The organism is Pseudomonas sp. 50_B, assembly GCF_017491625.1.
In the GTDB taxonomy this organism is placed as follows: domain Bacteria; phylum Pseudomonadota; class Gammaproteobacteria; order Pseudomonadales; family Pseudomonadaceae; genus Aquipseudomonas; species Aquipseudomonas danubii.
The window spans coordinates 141,908-159,926 of record NZ_JAFGYX010000008.1 but is presented as its reverse complement, the minus strand read 5'-3'; the positions used below and the strand labels follow the sequence as shown (position 1 = coordinate 159,926).

Sequence of the window (18,019 nt, the reverse complement as noted above, 5' to 3'; positions counted from 1 at the left end):
CTTGATGAATCCGCTTTACCTCGCTTCCGGTTCGCCCCGTCGGCGTGAGCTGCTCACCCAGATCGGTGTGCCCTTCACCGCCATCAGCGCGGACATCGATGAAACTCCGCTGGCTGATGAATCCCCTGCGGCTTATGTCGAGCGTCTTGCCCGTGGCAAGGCGGCGGCCGGGCGCGCCCTGATCACCAGCAGCGAATCCCGGGCCCCGGCCTGTGTGCTGGGAGCCGATACGGCCGTGGTGCTGGACGGGCGGATCCTCGGCAAACCGCTGGACCAGGCCGACGCCCTGGCGATGCTCATGGCGCTGGCCGGGCGCGAGCACGAAGTGTTGACCGCCATTGCCCTGCTCGACGGGGAGCGCTGCGAGTCGAGAGTGGTGCGCAGCCTGGTGCGGTTTCGCGCCATCTCCCCTGAGGAAGCGAGCATCTACTGGGCCAGCGGCGAGCCTCGGGACAAGGCCGGCGGTTATGCAATCCAGGGGCTTGCGGCGGTGTTTGTGTCAGGGCTCAATGGCAGTTACTCCGCTGTGGTTGGCTTGCCGGTGTGCGAAACCGCAGAACTGCTTGGCCATTTCGGCATACCCTGTTGGCAAAACCTTCCAGTGCGCTAAAGCGCCGTACCCGACTGCTGCGGCCTTCTATGAACACGCCTGAACGAGACACTGCCATGAGTGAAGAGATTCTGATCAACATCACGCCGATGGAATCACGGGTGGCGGTGGTCGAAAACGGAGTGCTGCAAGAGGTTCACGTCGAACGGACCCAGCGCCGCGGTATCGTTGGCAACATCTATAAAGGCAAGGTGGTGCGGGTATTGCCTGGCATGCAGGCCGCCTTCGTCGATATCGGCCTGGACCGCGCAGCGTTTATTCATGCTGCGGAAATTTCCACCCGTGAAGGTACGGCGGTGGAAAGCATCAGTGCCCTGGTGCATGAAGGGCAGAGCCTGGTGGTGCAAGTCACCAAAGACCCCATCGGCACCAAGGGCGCCCGACTGACCACCCAGTTGTCGATTCCTTCACGTTATCTGGTGTACATGCCCCGTACCGCCCATGTCGGCATCTCGCTGAAGATCGAGGATGAAGCCGAGCGTGAGCGCTTGAAGCAGGTGGTCAGCGACTGCGTGGCCCAGGAAGGCATCAAGGAGGCGGGCGGGTTCATCCTGCGTACTGCCGCCGAGGGCGCCGGTGCCGATGAGATCCTGATGGACATTCGCTACCTGCGTCGGCTCTGGGATCAGATCGGCGTTCAGATCAAGACCATTGGCGCGCCCAATGTGATCTACGAAGACCTGGGCCTGGCGCTGCGTACCCTGCGGGATCTGGTGAGCCCGAAAATCGAGAAGATCCGCATCGACTCCCGGGAAACCTTCCAGAAGACCACTCAGTTCGTTGCCGAGCTGATGCCGGAAATCGCCGATCGCCTGGAGCACTACCCCGGTGAGCGGCCGATCTTCGACCTGTACGGCGTCGAGGATGAAATCCAGAAGGCCCTGGAGCGCAAGGTGCCACTCAAGTCCGGTGGTTATCTGGTGGTGGACCCGGCGGAAGCCATGACCACCATCGACGTCAACACCGGGGCCTTCGTCGGTCATCGCAATCTTGAGGAAACCATCTTCAAGACCAACCTCGAAGCCGCTACCGCCATTGCCCGGCAGCTGCGCCTGCGCAACCTGGGCGGGATCATCATCATCGACTTCATCGACATGGAAGACGAGGAGCATCAGCGTCAGGTACTGCGGACCCTGGAGAAGCAACTGGAGCGCGATCACGCCAAGACCAACATCATCGGCATCACCGAACTGGGCCTGGTGCAGATGACCCGCAAACGCACGCGCGAGAGCCTGGAGCAGGTGCTCTGCGAGCCCTGCAGCAGTTGTCAGGGACGGGGCAAGCTGAAGACCCCGGAAACCATCTGTTACGAAATATTCCGTGAAATCCTCCGTGAGGCCCGGGCTTATCAGGCAGAAGGGTATCGAGTGCTGGCCAATCAGAAAGTGGTGGATCGTCTGCTGGACGAAGAGTCGGGCAATGTGGCGGAGTTGGAAGGTTTTATCGGCCGTACCATCAGGTTCCAGGTCGAAACCATGTACTCCCAGGAACAATACGACGTGGTGCTGCTCTGATTTCCCGTGTTTTACACCACTGGAAACGGCTGGCTTCAGCTTTTTGCATGACTTTTGCCATGGGAGCCAACTGAGATGGAGCGGCTGATCCGCTTGTTCACCACGCTGATTCGCTGGGGGCTGGGTGCCTGCGCGTTGCTGTTGGTGGTGACGGCCTTGTACGTCAGCCTGGGTCGGGAACTGACTCCGCTGGTGGCTGAGTACCAGGCCGAGGTCGAAGCCAAGGTGCAGCAGGCCGTGGGGCTGCCGGTGCATATCGGTAGCCTGGAAGGGCGTTGGAGCGGACTGTCGCCGATTCTCCTGGCACACGATGTGATGGTGGGCGAGGGGGCCAACGCCCTGCGCCTGGACCAGGTCAGCGTGGCCCCGGACATGCTCGGCAGCCTGTTGGCCCGTGACCTGCGCATAGGGCGCCTGGAGCTCAGCGGTCTGAGTCTGAGCCTCAAGGAAGGCGCGGACGGCCAATGGCAATTGCAAGGCCTGCCAATGCAGCAGGACCAACCCATGGATCCGGGACAACTGCTGACTCGCTTGCAGCAAGTCGCGGAACTCTCCCTGTTGGACAGCCAAGTCACTTTGCTGCCGCAGGATCATTCGCCGCTGGCCCTGACCTATGTCGGACTCAATCTGCGCACCGGTCCCAGCCGCCAGCGCCTGGACCTGCGCCTGACCCTGCCGGACGGGCAGCCCCTGGCCGTCAACCTGCGCACACGCATCCAGGCGGATGCATGGCGCGACGCCCGGGCCGAGCTGTACCTGAGCCTGCCGCAAAGTGACTGGTCGCGCTGGCTTCCGGCCCGTGTCACTCAGCAATGGAAACTCTCCGAACTCAAGGCCGGTGGCGAGCTGTGGCTGACCTGGGCCAAGGGCACAGTGCAGAGCGCGGCGCTGCGCTTGAATGCGCCACAGCTCAGCGGCGCCTATGCCGAGCGCACGCCAGTCACCCTGAAGAATCTGGCGTTGAATGCCTTCTTCCAGCGCAGCGATCAGGGCCTGCAGGTACAACTCGATTCCCTGGCGCTGAGCCTTGGCGAAACCCGCTGGGAATCGCGCCTGCAACTGCAGCAAACCCAGGCCGGCGATAACCGTGAAGAACTCTGGCATCTGCAAGCCGACCGCCTGGACCTGACGCCGCTCACGCCGATCCTCAATGCCCTGGCACCTTTGCCGCAAGGCCTGGCCACCACCATCGAGCGCTTGAAGGTTAGCGGCGGGCTGCGCAATGTGCTGCTCGACTATCGCCCCCAGAACACCGGCGACCAGCGGCTGAGCTTTGCCGCCAACCTTGATCGGGTCGGCTTCGACGCCTATCACGGCGCTCCGGCGGCGCGAAACGTCAGTGGCAGCATCAGCGGCGACCTGGGTAAGGGCGAGCTGCGCATGGACAGCAAGGATTTCTCCCTGCACCTGTACCCGATCTTCGCCAAGCCCTGGCAGTACATCCAGGCCAACGCCACCCTGACCTGGAAACTCGACAAACAAGGTTTCACCCTGATCGCGCCCTACCTCAAGGTGCTGGGGGAAGAGGGCAAGATTGCCGGCGATTTCCTGATCCGGCTGCACTTCGACCACAGCCAGGAAGACTACATGGACCTGCGGGTCGGCCTGGTGGACGGCGATGGGCGCTACACCGCCAAGTACCTGCCCCAGGTGCTCAGTCCGGCGCTGGATGAATGGCTGCGTACGGCGATCCTCAAGGGCGCGGTGGATGAGGGGTTCTTCCAATACCAGGGTTCGCTGAACCATGACGCTATCGAGGCGGCTCGCAGCATCAGCCTGTTCTTCAAGGTGCATGACGCCGAACTGGCGTTCCAGCCGGGCTGGCCGCACCTGAGCAAGATCAGCGGCGACGTGTTCGTCGAAGACAGCGGCGTACGCATCGTCGCCAGCAAGGGGCAGCTGTTGGATACCAAGGTGCGGGATGTTTTCGTCAACATTCCCCATTCCGTTGCCGGTCAGAGCAGCCACATGTTCATCGACGGCAGTTTTGCCGGCGGCCTGGGTGACGGGGTGAAGATTCTGCAGGAAGCACCGATCGGCACCGCATCGACCTTTGCCGGCTGGCAGGGCGAGGGTGACCTGCAAGGCAAGCTGAACCTGGACATCCCCCTGGTCAAGGGCGAGGAACCGAAGATCCTGGTGGACTTCAAGACTGACAAGGCGCGCCTCAAACTCAGTGAACCCGAGTTGGAACTGACCCAGCTCAAGGGCGACTTCCGCTTTGACAGTGCCAGGGGCCTGAGCGGTACAGGCATCAGCGCCCAGGCTTTCGATCGGCCGGTCACGGCGCAGATCTTTGCCGATGGCAAGCCAGGCAAGCCCAATACCCGGGTGGTTGCCAAGGGCCAGGTTACGGTGAAGAAACTCACCGACTGGTTGAAAGTCAGCCAGCCGTTGCCGGTGTCCGGCGAAGTGCCCTTTCAGTTGCAACTGAACCTTGACGGTGCCGACAGTCAATTGATGGTCAACTCCAGCCTCAAGGGCGTGGCGGTGGACCTGCCGGCGCCGTTTGGCATGGCTGCCAGCACCGGGCGTAACAGTGTGTTTCGCATGACCCTGCAAGGGGCCGAGCGGCGCTACTGGTTCAAATACGGCGAGTTGGCCGACTTCACTTTCGCGGCGCCCAGCGGCAAGCTCGCCGAGGGTCGGGGCGAACTGTTCCTCGGCGATGGTGCGGCCTTGCTGCCTCCTGGCAAAGGGCTGCGGGTACGGGGGATTCTCTCCGAGCTGGATGTGGAACCGTGGAAGGCCCTGGTGGATCGCTATGCTGGAAAGGACCCGGGGGGCAGCGCCAAGCAGTTGCTCAGCAGTGCGGACTTCAAGGTCGGCAAGCTCAGCGCCTTCGGCACCTCGCTGGATCAGGTCAACCTGCTGCTGAGCCGCAAGCCCTCTGCCTGGGAGCTGCAGATCGACAGTCAACAGGCCAAGGGCAAAGTCGGGATTCCCGATGCCAAGGTGGCGCCAATGGTCATCGACATGGCGTACGTACGCCTGCCGGCCGCCGACCCGACGGCCCAGACCGATGAAAATGCACCTGATCCTTTGGCTTCAGTGGACCCGAAGAACGTTCCGCCCCTGGATATTTCCATTGCCCAACTGTTCCAGGGCCAGGACCTGATCGGTCGCTGGGCGCTCAAGGTTCGGCCGACGGCCAAGGGCATGGTCTTCAATGGCCTGGACCTGGGCCTCAAGGGCATGCAGTTGCAAGGCGAGGGGGGCTGGGAAGGTCAGGCCGGTGCCAGCAGCAGTTGGTACCGTGGCCGTATTGGTGGCAAGAACCTGGCGGATGTGCTCAAGGGCTGGGGCTTCGCACCGACCGTAACCAGTGAAGACTTTCACCTGGATGTCGATGGCCGCTGGCCAGGCTCACCGGCCTGGGTGGGCTTGAAGCGCTTCTCCGGCAGCCTGGACGCCACCCTGCGCAAGGGGCAGTTCGTTGAAGTCGAAGGCGGGGCCCAGGCCCTGCGGGTATTCGGCCTGCTCAACTTCAACTCCATCGGCCGGCGCCTGCGCCTGGACTTCTCCGACCTGTTCGGCAAGGGCTTGAGCTATGACCGGGTCAAGGGCGTGCTGGCGGCGAGCAATGGCGTGTATGTCACTCGCGAGCCGATCACCCTCACGGGGCCGTCGAGCAATCTGGAGCTCAATGGCACCCTGGATATGGTGGCCGATCAGGTGGACGCCAAGCTGCTGGTGACCCTGCCGGTCACCAACAACCTGCCGATTGCCGCGCTGATCGTCGGGGCGCCTGCGGTGGGCGGGGCGTTGTTCCTGATCGACAAGCTGATCGGAGACCGCGTGGCGCGCTTTGCCAGCGTCAAATACAACGTCAAAGGCCCGTGGAAAGATCCCCAAATCACCTTCGACAAGCCGTTTTGAGAATCCTCGATTCGTGCCTATGGAGTAGCATGGCGGCCTACCCTACAAGGAGTTCGCCATGTCTCTTGCGGTGATTCAAATGGTCAGTCAGAGCGATGTGCTGGCCAATCTGAACCAGGCTCGGAGCCTGCTTGAGCAAGCCGCCGTTGCTGGCGCCAAGCTGGCCGTGCTGCCGGAAAACTTCGCCGCCATGGGCCGCCGCGACATGGCAGCCATCGGTCGCGCCGAAGCCCTGGGCGAAGGTCCGATCCTGCCATGGTTGAAACAGACCGCCCGCGACCTCAGGTTATGGATAGTGGCCGGCACCTTGCCGCTGCCCCCCGAGGATCAGCCCGAGGCCAAGGCCAACGCCTGTTCATTGTTGGTGGACGATCAGGGACAGATTGTGGCGCGCTACGACAAGCTGCATCTGTTCGATGTCGACGTGGCGGACAATCGCGGACGCTATCGCGAATCCGATGACTATGCTCATGGAGACCGCGTGGTAGTGGCGGATACGCCGGTGGGTCGGTTGGGGCTGACGGTTTGTTATGACCTGCGCTTTCCCGAGCTGTACAGCGAATTGCGCGCCGCCGGCGCTGAACTGATTACCGCGCCTTCGGCTTTTACCGCGGTGACCGGCGCCGCCCATTGGGAGGTGCTGATCCGGGCCCGGGCCATTGAAACCCAGTGCTACCTGCTGGCGGCGGCCCAGGGTGGCGTGCATCCCGGCCCACGGGAAACCTACGGCCATGCGGCCATCGTCGACCCATGGGGACGCGTGCTGGCGGAGCAGGATCAAGGTGAGGGCGTGCTGTTGGCCGAGCGCGACAGCAGTGAACAGGCGTCCATTCGGGCGCGGATGCCGGTGGTCAGTCACCGGCGCATTTTCTCGCAAGGCGTTCAACGGCTTGCATAAGTACGACGAATTTAAGGCCAAAGCATATGAGCGGGTTGTTGTCCTCAGTCAGTGAACATCTTCTAGCCCCTGGCGGCGTGACCATCGAAAGCTTGCAGGGCGTGCTGGGGGATCTGGCCGGCCCGGGCATCGATGCCGCCGACCTGTATTTCCAGGGGCAGATTTCCGAGTCCTGGTCCCTGGAAGACGGGATCGTCAAGGAAGGCAGTTTCAACCTCGACCAAGGGGTGGGTGTGCGTGCGCAGTCCGGGGAGAAGACCGGCTTTGCCTACAGCAACGCCATCACCCTGGAAGCCCTGGGACTGGCGGCCCGTGCTGCGCGTTCGATCTCTCGGGCCGGACAGAACGGTACGGTGCAGGCCTTCACCAGCCAGGACGTGGCGCAACTGTATGCGCCGGACAATCCTCTGGAAGTCATCAGCCGGGCCGAGAAAGTCGAACTGCTCAAGCGAGTGGACGCGGCGACTCGTGCTCTGGACCCGCGTATCCAGCAGGTCAGCGTGAGCATGGCCGGGGTCTGGGAGCGGATTCTGGTGGCCTCGACGGACGGCGGCCTGGCGGCGGATGTGCGGCCGTTGGTGCGCTTCAACGTCAGCGTCATCGTCGAGCAGAATGGCCGCCGCGAGCGCGGTGGCCATGGTGGCGGCGGGCGTACCGATTACCGCTATTTCCTCACTGAAGATCGGGCCATGGGCTATGCCCGTGAAGCGCTGCGTCAGGCCCTGGTCAATCTCGAAGCCATTCCGGCACCGGCGGGCACCTTGCCGGTGGTACTCGGCTCCGGCTGGTCCGGTGTGCTGCTGCACGAAGCCGTGGGCCACGGCCTGGAAGGCGACTTCAACCGCAAGGGCAGCTCGGCCTACAGCGGCCGCATGGGCGAGAGGGTGGCTTCCAAGCTTTGCACCATCGTCGACGATGGCACCCTGGCTGGGCGTCGCGGCTCCCTGAGTGTGGACGACGAAGGCACCCCGACCGAATGCACCACCCTGATCGAGAACGGTGTGCTCAAGGGCTATATGCAGGACAAACTCAATGCCCGCCTGATGGGCGTGGCCCGCACTGGCAACGGGCGTCGTGAGTCCTACGCGCACTTGCCGATGCCGCGCATGACCAACACCTACATGCTGGCTGGCGAAAGCGATCCGGCGGAAATCATCGCCTCGGTGAAGAAAGGCATCTATTGCGCCAACCTTGGCGGCGGCCAGGTGGACATCACCAGCGGCAAGTTCGTGTTTTCCACCAGCGAGGCGTATCTGATCGAAGACGGCAAGATCACCGCACCGGTCAAGGGCGCGACCCTGATTGGCAACGGTCCTGAAGCGATGAGCCGAGTGTCGATGGTGGGCAACGATTTGTCCCTGGACAGCGGCGTTGGCACTTGTGGCAAGGACGGGCAATCAGTGCCGGTAGGCGTCGGTCAGCCGACCTTGAAGATCGATGCGATCACCGTGGGTGGCACAGGGGCATAAGAGAAGAGGGCGCCGGGTGAACTGCTGGGCAGCTCACCCGTGGAGGACTCAACGCAGACCGCGTTGGGTCTCGTCCAGCTCGCGGATGTACTTGAAGATTTTACGGCTGGAGGCCGGTGCCTTGTTATGGGCCACCTCGTGCTGGGCCTGACGAATCAGGGAGCGCAGTTGCTGGCGATCGGCGTCCGGGTATTCACTGACGAACTTTTCCAGAACGTCATCGCCGCCGCCGATCAGGCGGTCACGCCAACGTTCCAGGTTATGGAAACGTTCGTTGTACTGCCGGGTGGAGGCGTCGAGTTGGTCGAGCAGTTGCAGAATCGCGTCGGTGTCCTGGTCACGCATCAGCTTGCCGATGAATTGCAGGTGGCGCTTTCGGGCGATATGGGCGACGTGCTTGGGCGCATCCGCCAGGGCCCGGCGCAAGGCGTCGGTCAACGGCAGTTTGTTCAGCAAGTCAGGCTTGAGAGTGGTAAGGCGCTCGCCGAGATCAACCAGAGCATGCAGCTCGCGTTTGACCTGGGATTTGCTTTTCTCCCCATCGAGGGAGTCGTCGTAAGAATCAACCATGGTGGCAGTCCGCAAAGAAACGCCGCCATGATAACCAGTCGAGGGCCGCTTGTCCGGCCCGGTCGCTCGCCGGCCTTAATCGAAAGCAGAATTTGAGTGGAGAACAGCATGAGTGCAGCACAAAGCGTCGGCCCACAGGCTTTGCCGGCCCTGCAGGAGCAAGTCGAGCAGATCGTTGCCGAGGCCAAGCGCCAGGGGGCCAGTGCCTGCGAAGTAGCGGTGTCTCTGGAGCAGGGCCTGTCGACTTCGGTGCGCCAGCGGGAAGTGGAAACCGTGGAGTTCAACCGCGACCAGGGCTTTGGCATCACCCTCTACGTGGGCCAGCGCAAGGGTTCGGCCAGCACCTCTGCCAGCGGCCCCGAGGCCATTCGTGAAACCGTGGCCGCGGCCCTGGCAATCGCCAAGCACACCTCCGAAGACGAAGCCTCGGGGCTGGCCGATGCATCCTTGATGGCCAAGGACCTGCAGGACTTCGACCTGTTCCATGCCTGGGACATCACCCCAGAGCAGGCCATCGAACAGGCCCTGGCCTGTGAAGCTGCGGCCTTTGCCGCCGACAGCCGGATCAAGAATGCCGACGGCACCACCCTGAGCACCCATCAGGGCTGCCGGGTGTATGGCAACAGTCACGGTTTTATCGGTGGTTATGCCTCCACTCGCCACAGTCTGAGCTGCGTGATGATTGCCGAGGCTGACGGCCAGATGCAGCGCGACTACTGGTATGACGTCAATCGCCAGGGCCAGTTGCTGGCCGACCCTGCGAGCATTGGTCAGCGTGCTGCCCAACGCGCAGCCAGTCGACTTGGCGCCCGCCCGGTGCCGACCTGCGAAGTGCCGGTGCTGTTTTCCGCGGAACTGGCCGGCGGCCTGTTCGGCAGTTTTCTCGGCGCGATTTCCGGCGGCAATCTGTATCGCAAGTCATCCTTCCTTGAAGGCGCCTTGGGCCAACAGCTGTTTCCCCAGTGGCTGACCATCGATGAGCGTCCGCACCTGATGCGCGCCATGGGCAGTTCGGCGTTCGATGGTGACGGCCTGGCCACTTACGCCAAGCCTTTCGTCAAGGACGGTGAACTGGTGTCCTATGTGCTGGGTACCTACTCGGGTCGCAAGCTGGGCATGCCGAGCACCGCCAACGCCGGTGGCGTGCACAACCTGTTTGTCACCCATGGCGATGAAGACCAGGCGGCTTTGCTGCGGCGTATGGGGCGTGGCCTGTTGGTGACCGAGTTGATGGGGCATGGCCTGAACATGGTCACTGGGGATTACTCCCGTGGTGCGGCGGGTTTCTGGGTCGAGAATGGCGAGATCCAGTTCGCGGTACAGGAAGTCACCATTGCCGGGAATTTGCGGGACATGTTCAAGCAGATCATTGCCGTGGGTAACGACCTGGAACTGCGCAGCAACATCCGCACCGGCTCGGTGCTGATCGAACGCATGACTGTCGCTGGTAGCTGACCGCCCTCCTGGGTCACCCCAACGCGCCACCTCCCCGGGTGGCGCGTTTTTTTATGCCTGGCGCTTTCTAGGAGCTGGCTTGCCAGCGAAGGCGTCCTGACGCTCGATACCAGGCTCAGGGGCTCATTCGCCGCCAAGTCGGCTCCTACAAGAGTTGGGCAAAATTCGTACAAGTCAGATTGATTTGATTCTCAATATCATTTAATAATGAAAATCATTATTCAATGAGCCCAGGTCATGAGTTCTGCCTTGCACGAGCAGCCCTACCTCGAAAGCTGGCGCTGGATGAGTCGCCAGATCCGTTGCGCACTGGAACCGGACGAACCGCGTCTGATCGAGCATTACCTCGCCGAGGGCCGCTACCTGGCGTGCTGCACCGCGATGTCGGCCTGGACCGTCGCTGAAACCTCCTTCCGTTTGTTGATCGATACCGCTACCGATACTGCGCTGCCCTGGCACTGGCGCAGCCTGTGCCTGGATCAGGCCTGGCGGCCATTGCGTGACATGGAGCGGTTGTCTTTGTGCAAGTGCCGGCTCAAGCGCTGGCAAAGCCATGCCTGGCAACTGGCGACCTGCTCGCTGTTGCCTTCCATTCCTCTGATTGAACTGGTGCAAGGATTTCCCGATGAGTAATACCCGTATCGAACGAGACAGCATGGGCGAACTGCAGGTCCCGGAGCAGGCCTTGTATGGCGCGCAGACTCAGCGCGCGGTGGATAACTTTCCCATCAGCGGGCAACGCATGCCGGCAGCCTTCATTCGTGCCCTGATTCTGGCCAAGGCTGCAGCGGCCGAGGCCAACGTCGAGCTTGGGCAGCTCAGCGCGTCCCAGGGCAAGGCCATTGTCGATGCCGCCCAGGGCTTGCTGGAGGGTGACTTCATGCAGCACTTCCCGGTGGATATCTTCCAGACCGGCTCCGGTACCAGTTCCAACATGAACGCCAACGAAGTGCTGGCGACCTTGGCCAGCCGCCTGTTGGGCGAGCCGGTCAATCCCAATGACCACGTCAACTGTGGTCAGAGCAGCAACGACATCATTCCCACCACCATTCACGTCAGCGCAGCCCTGACCCTGCATGAGCAACTGCTGCCGGCACTGGTGCATCTGGTGGAGGTCATCGAGCGCAAGGCGGTGCAGGTACATCCCTTCATCAAGACCGGTCGTACCCACCTGATGGATGCGATGCCGGTGCGAATGAGCCAGGTGCTGGACGGTTGGGCGCAGCAGCTCAAGGCCAATATCGCTCACTTGCAGGACCTGCTGCCGAGCCTGCAGGCCCTGGCTCAGGGCGGCACCGCCGTGGGTACCGGAATCAACGCTCACCCCGAGTTCGCTGCGCGCTTCAGCCGACAGTTGAGCAAGCTGACCCAGGTGCAGTTCACCCCGGGCAAGAACCTGTTCGCCCTGATCGGCTCACAGGACACGGCGGTCACGGTGTCCGGCCAGCTCAAGGCCACAGCGGTGTCGTTGATGAAGATCGCCAACGACTTGCGCTGGATGAACTCCGGTCCACTGGCGGGGCTTGGCGAGATCGAGCTGGAGGGGCTGCAGCCGGGCTCGTCGATCATGCCGGGCAAGGTCAATCCGGTGATTCCGGAAGCCGTGGCGATGGTCGCGGCCCAAGTCATTGGCAACGACAGCACCATCACCGTGGCCGGGCAATCGGGCAACTTCGAGCTCAACGTGATGCTGCCGATCATTGCCCAGAACCTGCTCGGTAGCATTGAACTGCTGGCCAACTCCAGTCGCCTGTTGGCGGACAAGGCCATTGCCAGCTTCAAGGTCAACGAGCCCAAGCTCAAGGAAGCACTGTCACGCAACCCGATCCTGGTGACTGCTCTGAACCCGATCATTGGGTATCAGAAGGCCGCTGAAATTGCCAAGACTGCCTACAGGCAAGGTTGCCCGGTGATCGACGTGGCACTTGAACTCACTGATCTGCCACGCAGCCAGCTTGAGGTCCTGCTGGACCCGGAAAAACTCACCGCAGGCGGCGTGTAACTCCCAACACCGCTTTGGAGGCTCACCATGGAGCACTGGAAACGCACGATCGAAAGGGCCAATCGCCTCTTTATGCAGGGCGAACTGGTGGATGCTCGCGAGTTCTACCTGCAGGCACTGGCCTTGGCGCAGGTGTTGTTCGAGCGCTGGGGGGATGCCGACGAGGCGGTGGCAGCCTGTGTGATTTCCCATCACAACCTGGCGGACCTGCATTTGCGCCTGAACCAGCCGGAGGAGAGCGCAGAGTACCTCTGCGCGATCCACCAGCGCCTGCTGCAGACCATGCAGGACAGCCGCCTCAGCCCGGCCTTGCGCGAAGCGGCTTTGCGCCAGAGCAGCAAGACCTACGTCGAACTGCTGAATTTCATCGGTGATCACGGTGAATACCCCCGTACTCATCGTTTGCTGGACAGCAACGTCGCGGGCCTGTCAGCCGACAGCCCGCTAGCCGACAGCCCCTCTTACGGAGCCCATTGATATGTCCTTTACCTTGCCTGCACTGCCTTATGCCTACGACGCCCTGGAGCCGCACATCGATGCGCAGACCATGGAGATTCACTACAGCAAGCACCACCAGACCTACATCAACAATCTCAATGCCGCTGTAGAAGGCACTGAATGGGCGGGCTGGGAAGTCGAAAAACTGGTGGCCAGCGTCCAGCAACTGCCGGAAAAACTTCGGGCCGCGGTGATCAACCAAGGGGGTGGCCACGCCAACCATTCGCTGTTCTGGGCGGTGATGACCCCGGCCGGCGGCGGTAAGCCCGAGGGTGCCCTGGCTCAGGCAATCGAGCAGCAGCTGGGTGGTTTCGAGCGCTTCAAGGAGGCGTTCACTAAGGCTGCGCTGACCCGTTTCGGCAGTGGCTGGGCCTGGCTCAGCGTGACTCCGGAGAAAAAGCTGCTGGTGGAAAGCAGCGGTAACCAGGACAGCCCGCTGATGAATGGCAACACGCCGATTCTCGGTCTGGACGTGTGGGAGCACGCCTACTACCTGCGTTATCAGAACCGTCGGCCGGAATACATCAATGCGTTCTACAACGTGATCAATTGGCCGGAAGTCGCTCAACGCTATCAGGCCGCGATGGCCTGATACCTCCATTCATAACAAGACCTAAGGCCGACTATGGGCACTGAAACACTGGCGATCAGCAGCGGACGGATGTTTCGTTATGCCTTCGGTTCGCTGTTGCTGTTGGCGGGCACTGCGCTGCTGGTGGCTCAAGGGCTGAGCTGGCTGGATCTGGAGCCAAGGTTGTTGCGCGCCTTGCAGGGTGGGTCGCTTTGCGCACTGGGCACGGCACTGGGGGCGGTCCCGGTGCTGGTGATCCGCAGAATGCCGATGGCCGTGAGCGATACGTTGCTGGGTTTTGGCGCTGGGGTGATGCTGGCGGCGACGGCGTTTTCGCTGATCGTTCCCGGTATTGCCGCTGCTCAAGACTTGGGCTTGTCTGCCTGGGGCTCCAGTGGCCTGGTTTGCGCCGGCATCATGCTGGGGGCTTTTGGCTTGTTCCTGGTGGATCGCAAGGTGTCGGGAGCCAGCCCTGAAGTGCTGGTAGGTACGGCGGAGCGTCCGGTGATTGCGCCACGCATCTGGCTGTTTGTCTTCGCCATCATTGCCCACAACATTCCGGAAGGCATGGCGGTGGGGGTGTCGGCAGGGGGCGGCATGGCGGACGCGGACAGCTTGGCCATGGGGATTGCCCTGCAGGATGTACCGGAGGGGCTGGTGATCGCTCTGGTGCTGGCGGGGGCGGGGATGTCGCGGGTCAGGGCATTTCTGATTGGCGCCGCTTCAGGCTTGGTAGAGCCGGTCTTTGCCTTGCTCTGTGCCTGGTTGGTCAGTCTGGCGCAGGTGCTGCTGCCGCTGGGGTTGGCCTTGGCGGCGGGAGCCATGTTGCTGGTGGTGACTCACGAAGTGATTCCCGAGTCCCGCCGCAATGGTCACGAAAAGCTCGCCAGCCTCGGATTGTGCATCGGCTTTTGCCTGATGATGGTGATGGACACGGCGCTTGCCTGAGGGCCGTTTGGCGAGTGGCCCGCAGGGGCTTACTCGCCCTCGTCGAAGTAGTTGTTGATCAATGCCACCAGCGCATTCAGCGCTTCCTGTTCCTGCTCGCCTTCGGTCTTCAGATGGATCTTGGTGCCCTTGCCTGCGGCGAGCATCATCATGGCCATGATGCTTTTGCCGTCCACCATTGACTCCGGGCTCCTGCCGGCGCGGATCTGGCAGGGGAACTGTCCCGCTACACCGACGAATTTGGCTGAAGCGCGGGCGTGCAAACCCAGTTTGTTGATGATCTCGATTTCCAGAGCTGGCATCGCGGGGTAGATCCTTTCAGCTAAGGTCGCGGTGGCGAACCTGGACGTTCTTCAGGGTTTTTTGCAACACCTTGCCCAGGCGCTCGGTCAGGTACACGGAGCGGTGATGTCCGCCGGTGCAGCCAATGGCAATGGTCACGTAGGCGCGGTTGCTGGCAGCGAAGCGTGGCAGCCACTTGAGCAGATAGCTTTCGATGTCCTGGAACATTTCTTCGACATCGGGCTGTGCGGCCAGGTATTCGGCCACGGGAGCGTCCAGACCGGATTGGGCGCGCAGTTCGGGCTTCCAGTACGGATTGGGCAGGCAGCGCACGTCGAACACCAGGTCGGCGTCCACCGGCATGCCGCGCTTGAAACCGAAAGACTCCACCAGGAACGCGGTCCCGGGTTCGGGTTGGTTCAGCAGGCGCAGCTTGATGGTGTCCCGCAATTGGTAGAGGTTCAGATTGGTGGTGTTGACCTTGAGGTCGGCCAGATCGACGATCGGCCCCAGCAGTTGAGTCTCATCGTGGATGGCTTCAGCAAGCGAGCGATTGGCACTGCTCAGCGGGTGGCGCCGCCGGGTTTCCGAGAAGCGCTTGAGCAGGGTTTCCTCATCGGCGTCCAGATAGAGCACGTCGCACTGGATATGCCGGCTGCGCACTTCTTCCAGCAACTCGGGGAAGCGCGACAGATGGCTGGGCAGGTTTCGGGCGTCGATGGAAACCGCTACCAGAGGTTGTGCCAGTTCCGTGTGAATCAACGCGCGCTCGGCCAGCTCGGGCAGCAAGCCGGCGGGAAGGTTGTCGATGCAGTAGTAGCCGTGGTCCTCAAGAACATCGAGGGCGGTGCTTTTACCTGAGCCGGAGCGGCCGCTGACAATGATCAAGCGCATGGTTACTGACCGTTTTGCTCGTCCAGGACAACCTGATACAAGGCTTCATTGCTGGTGGCACTGCGCAGCCGGTCACGGACTTCCTTGCGATCGAGCATGCTGGCGATCTGCCGGAGCAGTTCCAGGTGTGCGTCGGTGGCGGCTTCCGGAACCAGGAGGACGAACAGCAGATCCACGGGGGCACCGTCGATGGCGTCGAAATCGATCGGAGCGTCCAGGTGCATCAATGCACTGATAGGCGACTCACAGCCTTTGAGGCGGCAGTGGGGAATGGCGATGCCGTTGCCAAAACCGGTGGAACCGAGTTTTTCACGGGCGATCAGGCTCTCGAAGACATCCTGCATCTCCAGATCAGGCACTTCGCGGCTGATCAGGTTGGCAATTTGTTCGAGGGCGCGTTTTTTACTGCCGCCCGGCACGTTCACCAGGGAACGGCCGGGGGTCAGGATACTTTCAAGTCGGATCATGGGAGGGGAGTGTTAGCGACCCGTGCCTTGGAGAAGGTGGAGTTGCTTTTCCTTATGCTTTTTCAGTTGGCGGTCAAGCTTGTCCGTGAGCAGGTCAATTGCGGCATACATATCGTCATGTTCTGCATTGGCGACGACCTCCCCACCGTGGATGTGCAGGGTGGCTTCGATTTTCTGTTTCAGCTTCTCGACAGCCATGGTGACCTGCACATTGGTAATCTTGTCGAAGTGCCGCTCCAGCCGGTCGAGTTTCTCGCCGATGTAAGCGCGCAGAGGTTCAGTCACTTCGAGTTGGTGTCCACTGATGTTGACTTGCATACAGCTTCTCCTTCGTTGCCAGTGCATAACGCGACAGGCTGGGTTGCCTGCCACCTAGACCGCGTTTGAAACCGACTTTCGGCCTGTTTCAAACACACTCTGAAACGCTGTGGCCAGCCCTGCGGCTACATCAACCGCTTCCGTTCGCTGGAAGGCGCGATCCCAAGGGATTCGCGGTACTTGGCGACGGTACGACGGGCTACCTGAATGCCTTGTGCCTCCAGTAAACCAGCGATCTTGCTGTCACTCAACGGCTTTTTCTGATTTTCCGCAGCCACCAGTTTTTTGATGATCGCGCGGATGGCCGTGGACGAGCATTCGCCGCCTTCGGAGGTGCTGACGTGGCTGGAGAAAAAGTATTTCAGTTCATATATGCCCCGGGGGGTATGCATGAATTTTTGCGTGGTTACACGGGAAATGGTCGATTCGTGCATGCCCACAGCTTCAGCGATGTCATGCAGAACCAGAGGTTTCATGGCTTCGTCGCCGTACTCCAGGAAGCCTCGTTGGTGCTCAACGATCTGAGTGGCGACTTTCATCAGGGTTTCGTTGCGACTCTGCAGGCTCTTGATGAACCAGCGAGCCTCCTGCAACTGATTGCGCATGAAAGTGTTGTCGGCACTGGTGTCGGCGCGGCGAACAAAGCCGGCGTACTGTGCGTTGACCCGCAGGCGTGGCACCGATTCCTGATTCAGCTCCACCAGCCAGCGCTCGTTGTCCTTGCGCACGATGACGTCCGGTACTACGTACTCGGCTTCGCTGGATTCGATCTGTGAGCCCGGGCGCGGATTGAGGCTCTGCACCAGCTCGATGACTTGACGCAGTTCGTCTTCCTTGAGCTTCATGCGGCGCATCAGCTGGCTGTAGTCGCGACTGCCCAGGAGGTCGATGTAGTCACTGACCAGGCGCTGGGCTTCGCTCAGCCAGGGAGTTTTCGCTGGCAGTTGGCGCAGTTGCAGCAGCAGGCATTCACCCAGGTTGCGGGCGCCGATGCCGGCCGGCTCGAATTGCTGGATGCGGTGCAGGACGGCTTCGATCTCGTCCAGCTCGATGTCCAGCTCCGGATCGAAGGCCTCGAGAATCTCCTCAAGGGTTTCGTCCAGGTAACCCTGATTGTTGATGCAATCGATCAGGGTCACGGCGATCAGGCGATCGGTATCCGACATTGGCGCCAGGTTCAGTTGCCAGAGCAGGTGGCTTTGCAGGCTCTCGCCGGCCGATGTGCGAGTGGTGAAGTCCCATTCATCGTCATCGCTGCTGGGCAGGCTGCTGGCGCTGGTCTGGTAGACGTCTTCCCACGCGGTGTCCACCGGTAGCTCGTTGGGGATGCGTTCGTTCCATTCGCCTTCCTCGAGGTTATCCACCGTGGGGGCGGTTTCCTGGTAGGAGGGTTCCTGAATCTCGGTGTTGGGTTTGGACTCGGTGTTGTCGGCCAAGGGGTCGCTGTTGTCGAAGTCTTCGCCATCTTCCTGGCGTTCGAGCATCGGGTTGGACTCCAGGGCCTCCTGGATTTCCTGTTGCAGGTCCAGGGTCGACAATTGGAGCAGGCGGATGGCCTGTTGCAGCTGCGGTGTCATCGTCAGCTGCTGGCCCATTCTCAGGACTAGCGATGGTTTCATGGCAGGGGCTTAACACCTTATTTGC

At 61.6% G+C, this 18,019-nt stretch carries 17 protein-coding genes; 11 read left to right on the top strand and 6 right to left on the bottom strand.

Annotated features, from left to right (window positions below):
* The first annotated feature begins 4 nt into the window (after positions 1 to 4).
* From J5M73_RS13840 to tldD, 5 genes are all read left to right on the top strand, one after another.
* Positions 5 to 610 carry a nucleoside triphosphate pyrophosphatase gene (locus J5M73_RS13840; protein WP_102861139.1) on the top strand — a complete coding sequence of 202 codons (606 nt, stop codon included), beginning with the start codon at positions 5 to 7 and terminating at the stop codon, positions 608 to 610.
* A gap of 56 nt (positions 611 to 666) precedes the next feature.
* Positions 667 to 2,124: a ribonuclease G gene (rng, locus tag J5M73_RS13835; protein WP_102861140.1), complete on the top strand. Its 1,458-nt coding sequence runs from the start codon at positions 667 to 669 to the stop codon at positions 2,122 to 2,124.
* A 75-nt stretch (positions 2,125 to 2,199) separates the two neighbouring features.
* Positions 2,200 to 6,003 carry a YhdP family protein gene (locus J5M73_RS13830; RefSeq protein WP_102861141.1) on the top strand — a complete coding sequence of 1,268 codons (3,804 nt, stop codon included), beginning with the start codon at positions 2,200 to 2,202 and terminating at the stop codon, positions 6,001 to 6,003.
* Positions 6,004 to 6,061: 58 nt separating this feature from the next.
* Positions 6,062 to 6,901 carry a carbon-nitrogen hydrolase family protein gene (locus J5M73_RS13825; protein ID WP_102861142.1) on the top strand — a complete coding sequence of 280 codons (840 nt, stop codon included), beginning with the start codon at positions 6,062 to 6,064 and terminating at the stop codon, positions 6,899 to 6,901.
* Positions 6,902 to 6,927: 26 nt separating this feature from the next.
* Positions 6,928 to 8,370: a metalloprotease TldD gene (gene tldD, locus J5M73_RS13820; protein ID WP_102861143.1), complete on the top strand. Its 1,443-nt coding sequence runs from the start codon at positions 6,928 to 6,930 to the stop codon at positions 8,368 to 8,370.
* A gap of 48 nt (positions 8,371 to 8,418) precedes the next feature.
* On the opposite strand, the gene yjgA is transcribed toward tldD, so the two are convergent.
* Positions 8,419 to 8,940: a ribosome biogenesis factor YjgA gene (gene yjgA, locus J5M73_RS13815; protein ID WP_102861144.1), complete on the bottom strand. Its 522-nt coding sequence runs from the start codon at positions 8,938 to 8,940 to the stop codon at positions 8,419 to 8,421.
* A gap of 108 nt (positions 8,941 to 9,048) precedes the next feature.
* Between yjgA and pmbA the strand changes: the two genes are divergently transcribed.
* The 6 genes from pmbA (at position 9,049) to J5M73_RS13785 (ending at position 14,414) form a co-directional block, all read left to right on the top strand.
* On the top strand, positions 9,049 to 10,395 hold the full coding sequence (gene pmbA, locus J5M73_RS13810) for a metalloprotease PmbA (protein ID WP_102861145.1): 1,347 nt from the start codon (positions 9,049 to 9,051) through the stop codon (positions 10,393 to 10,395).
* 237 nt (positions 10,396 to 10,632) lie between these two features.
* Positions 10,633 to 11,028 (top strand): FagA protein, encoded by a 396-nt coding sequence (locus J5M73_RS13805; protein ID WP_102861146.1) that lies wholly within the window; start codon positions 10,633 to 10,635, stop codon positions 11,026 to 11,028.
* Complete coding sequence (locus J5M73_RS13800) at positions 11,021 to 12,397, top strand: class II fumarate hydratase (protein ID WP_102861147.1); 1,377 nt, start codon at positions 11,021 to 11,023, stop codon at positions 12,395 to 12,397. The genes J5M73_RS13805 and J5M73_RS13800 overlap by 8 nt, the downstream gene beginning before the upstream one ends.
* Before the next feature lie 27 nt (positions 12,398 to 12,424).
* Positions 12,425 to 12,874: a hypothetical protein gene (locus J5M73_RS13795; RefSeq protein ID WP_102861148.1), complete on the top strand. Its 450-nt coding sequence runs from the start codon at positions 12,425 to 12,427 to the stop codon at positions 12,872 to 12,874.
* A 1-nt stretch (position 12,875) separates the two neighbouring features.
* On the top strand, positions 12,876 to 13,487 hold the full coding sequence (locus J5M73_RS13790) for a superoxide dismutase (protein ID WP_102861149.1): 612 nt from the start codon (positions 12,876 to 12,878) through the stop codon (positions 13,485 to 13,487).
* Between the two features lie 33 nt (positions 13,488 to 13,520).
* Positions 13,521 to 14,414, top strand: a complete 894-nt coding sequence (locus tag J5M73_RS13785; RefSeq protein ID WP_207815829.1) for a ZIP family metal transporter — start codon at positions 13,521 to 13,523, stop codon at positions 14,412 to 14,414.
* Positions 14,415 to 14,443: 29 nt separating this feature from the next.
* Here the strand turns inward: J5M73_RS13785 and J5M73_RS13780 are convergent, their stop codons facing one another.
* The 5 genes from J5M73_RS13780 to J5M73_RS13760 form a co-directional block, all read right to left on the bottom strand.
* Positions 14,444 to 14,716 carry an HPr family phosphocarrier protein gene (locus J5M73_RS13780; RefSeq protein ID WP_041115979.1) on the bottom strand — a complete coding sequence of 91 codons (273 nt, stop codon included), beginning with the start codon at positions 14,714 to 14,716 and terminating at the stop codon, positions 14,444 to 14,446.
* A 16-nt stretch (positions 14,717 to 14,732) separates the two neighbouring features.
* Positions 14,733 to 15,590: an RNase adapter RapZ gene (rapZ, locus tag J5M73_RS13775; protein WP_016966640.1), complete on the bottom strand. Its 858-nt coding sequence runs from the start codon at positions 15,588 to 15,590 to the stop codon at positions 14,733 to 14,735.
* A 2-nt stretch (positions 15,591 to 15,592) separates the two neighbouring features.
* Positions 15,593 to 16,057 (bottom strand): PTS IIA-like nitrogen regulatory protein PtsN, encoded by a 465-nt coding sequence (gene ptsN, locus J5M73_RS13770; protein ID WP_011059267.1) that lies wholly within the window; start codon positions 16,055 to 16,057, stop codon positions 15,593 to 15,595.
* 12 nt (positions 16,058 to 16,069) lie between these two features.
* Complete coding sequence (gene raiA / locus J5M73_RS13765) at positions 16,070 to 16,375, bottom strand: ribosome-associated translation inhibitor RaiA (protein ID WP_016966642.1); 306 nt, start codon at positions 16,373 to 16,375, stop codon at positions 16,070 to 16,072.
* Positions 16,376 to 16,500: 125 nt separating this feature from the next.
* On the bottom strand, positions 16,501 to 17,994 hold the full coding sequence (locus J5M73_RS13760) for an RNA polymerase factor sigma-54 (RefSeq protein ID WP_102861151.1): 1,494 nt from the start codon (positions 17,992 to 17,994) through the stop codon (positions 16,501 to 16,503).
* Positions 17,995 to 18,019: the final 25 nt, after the last annotated feature.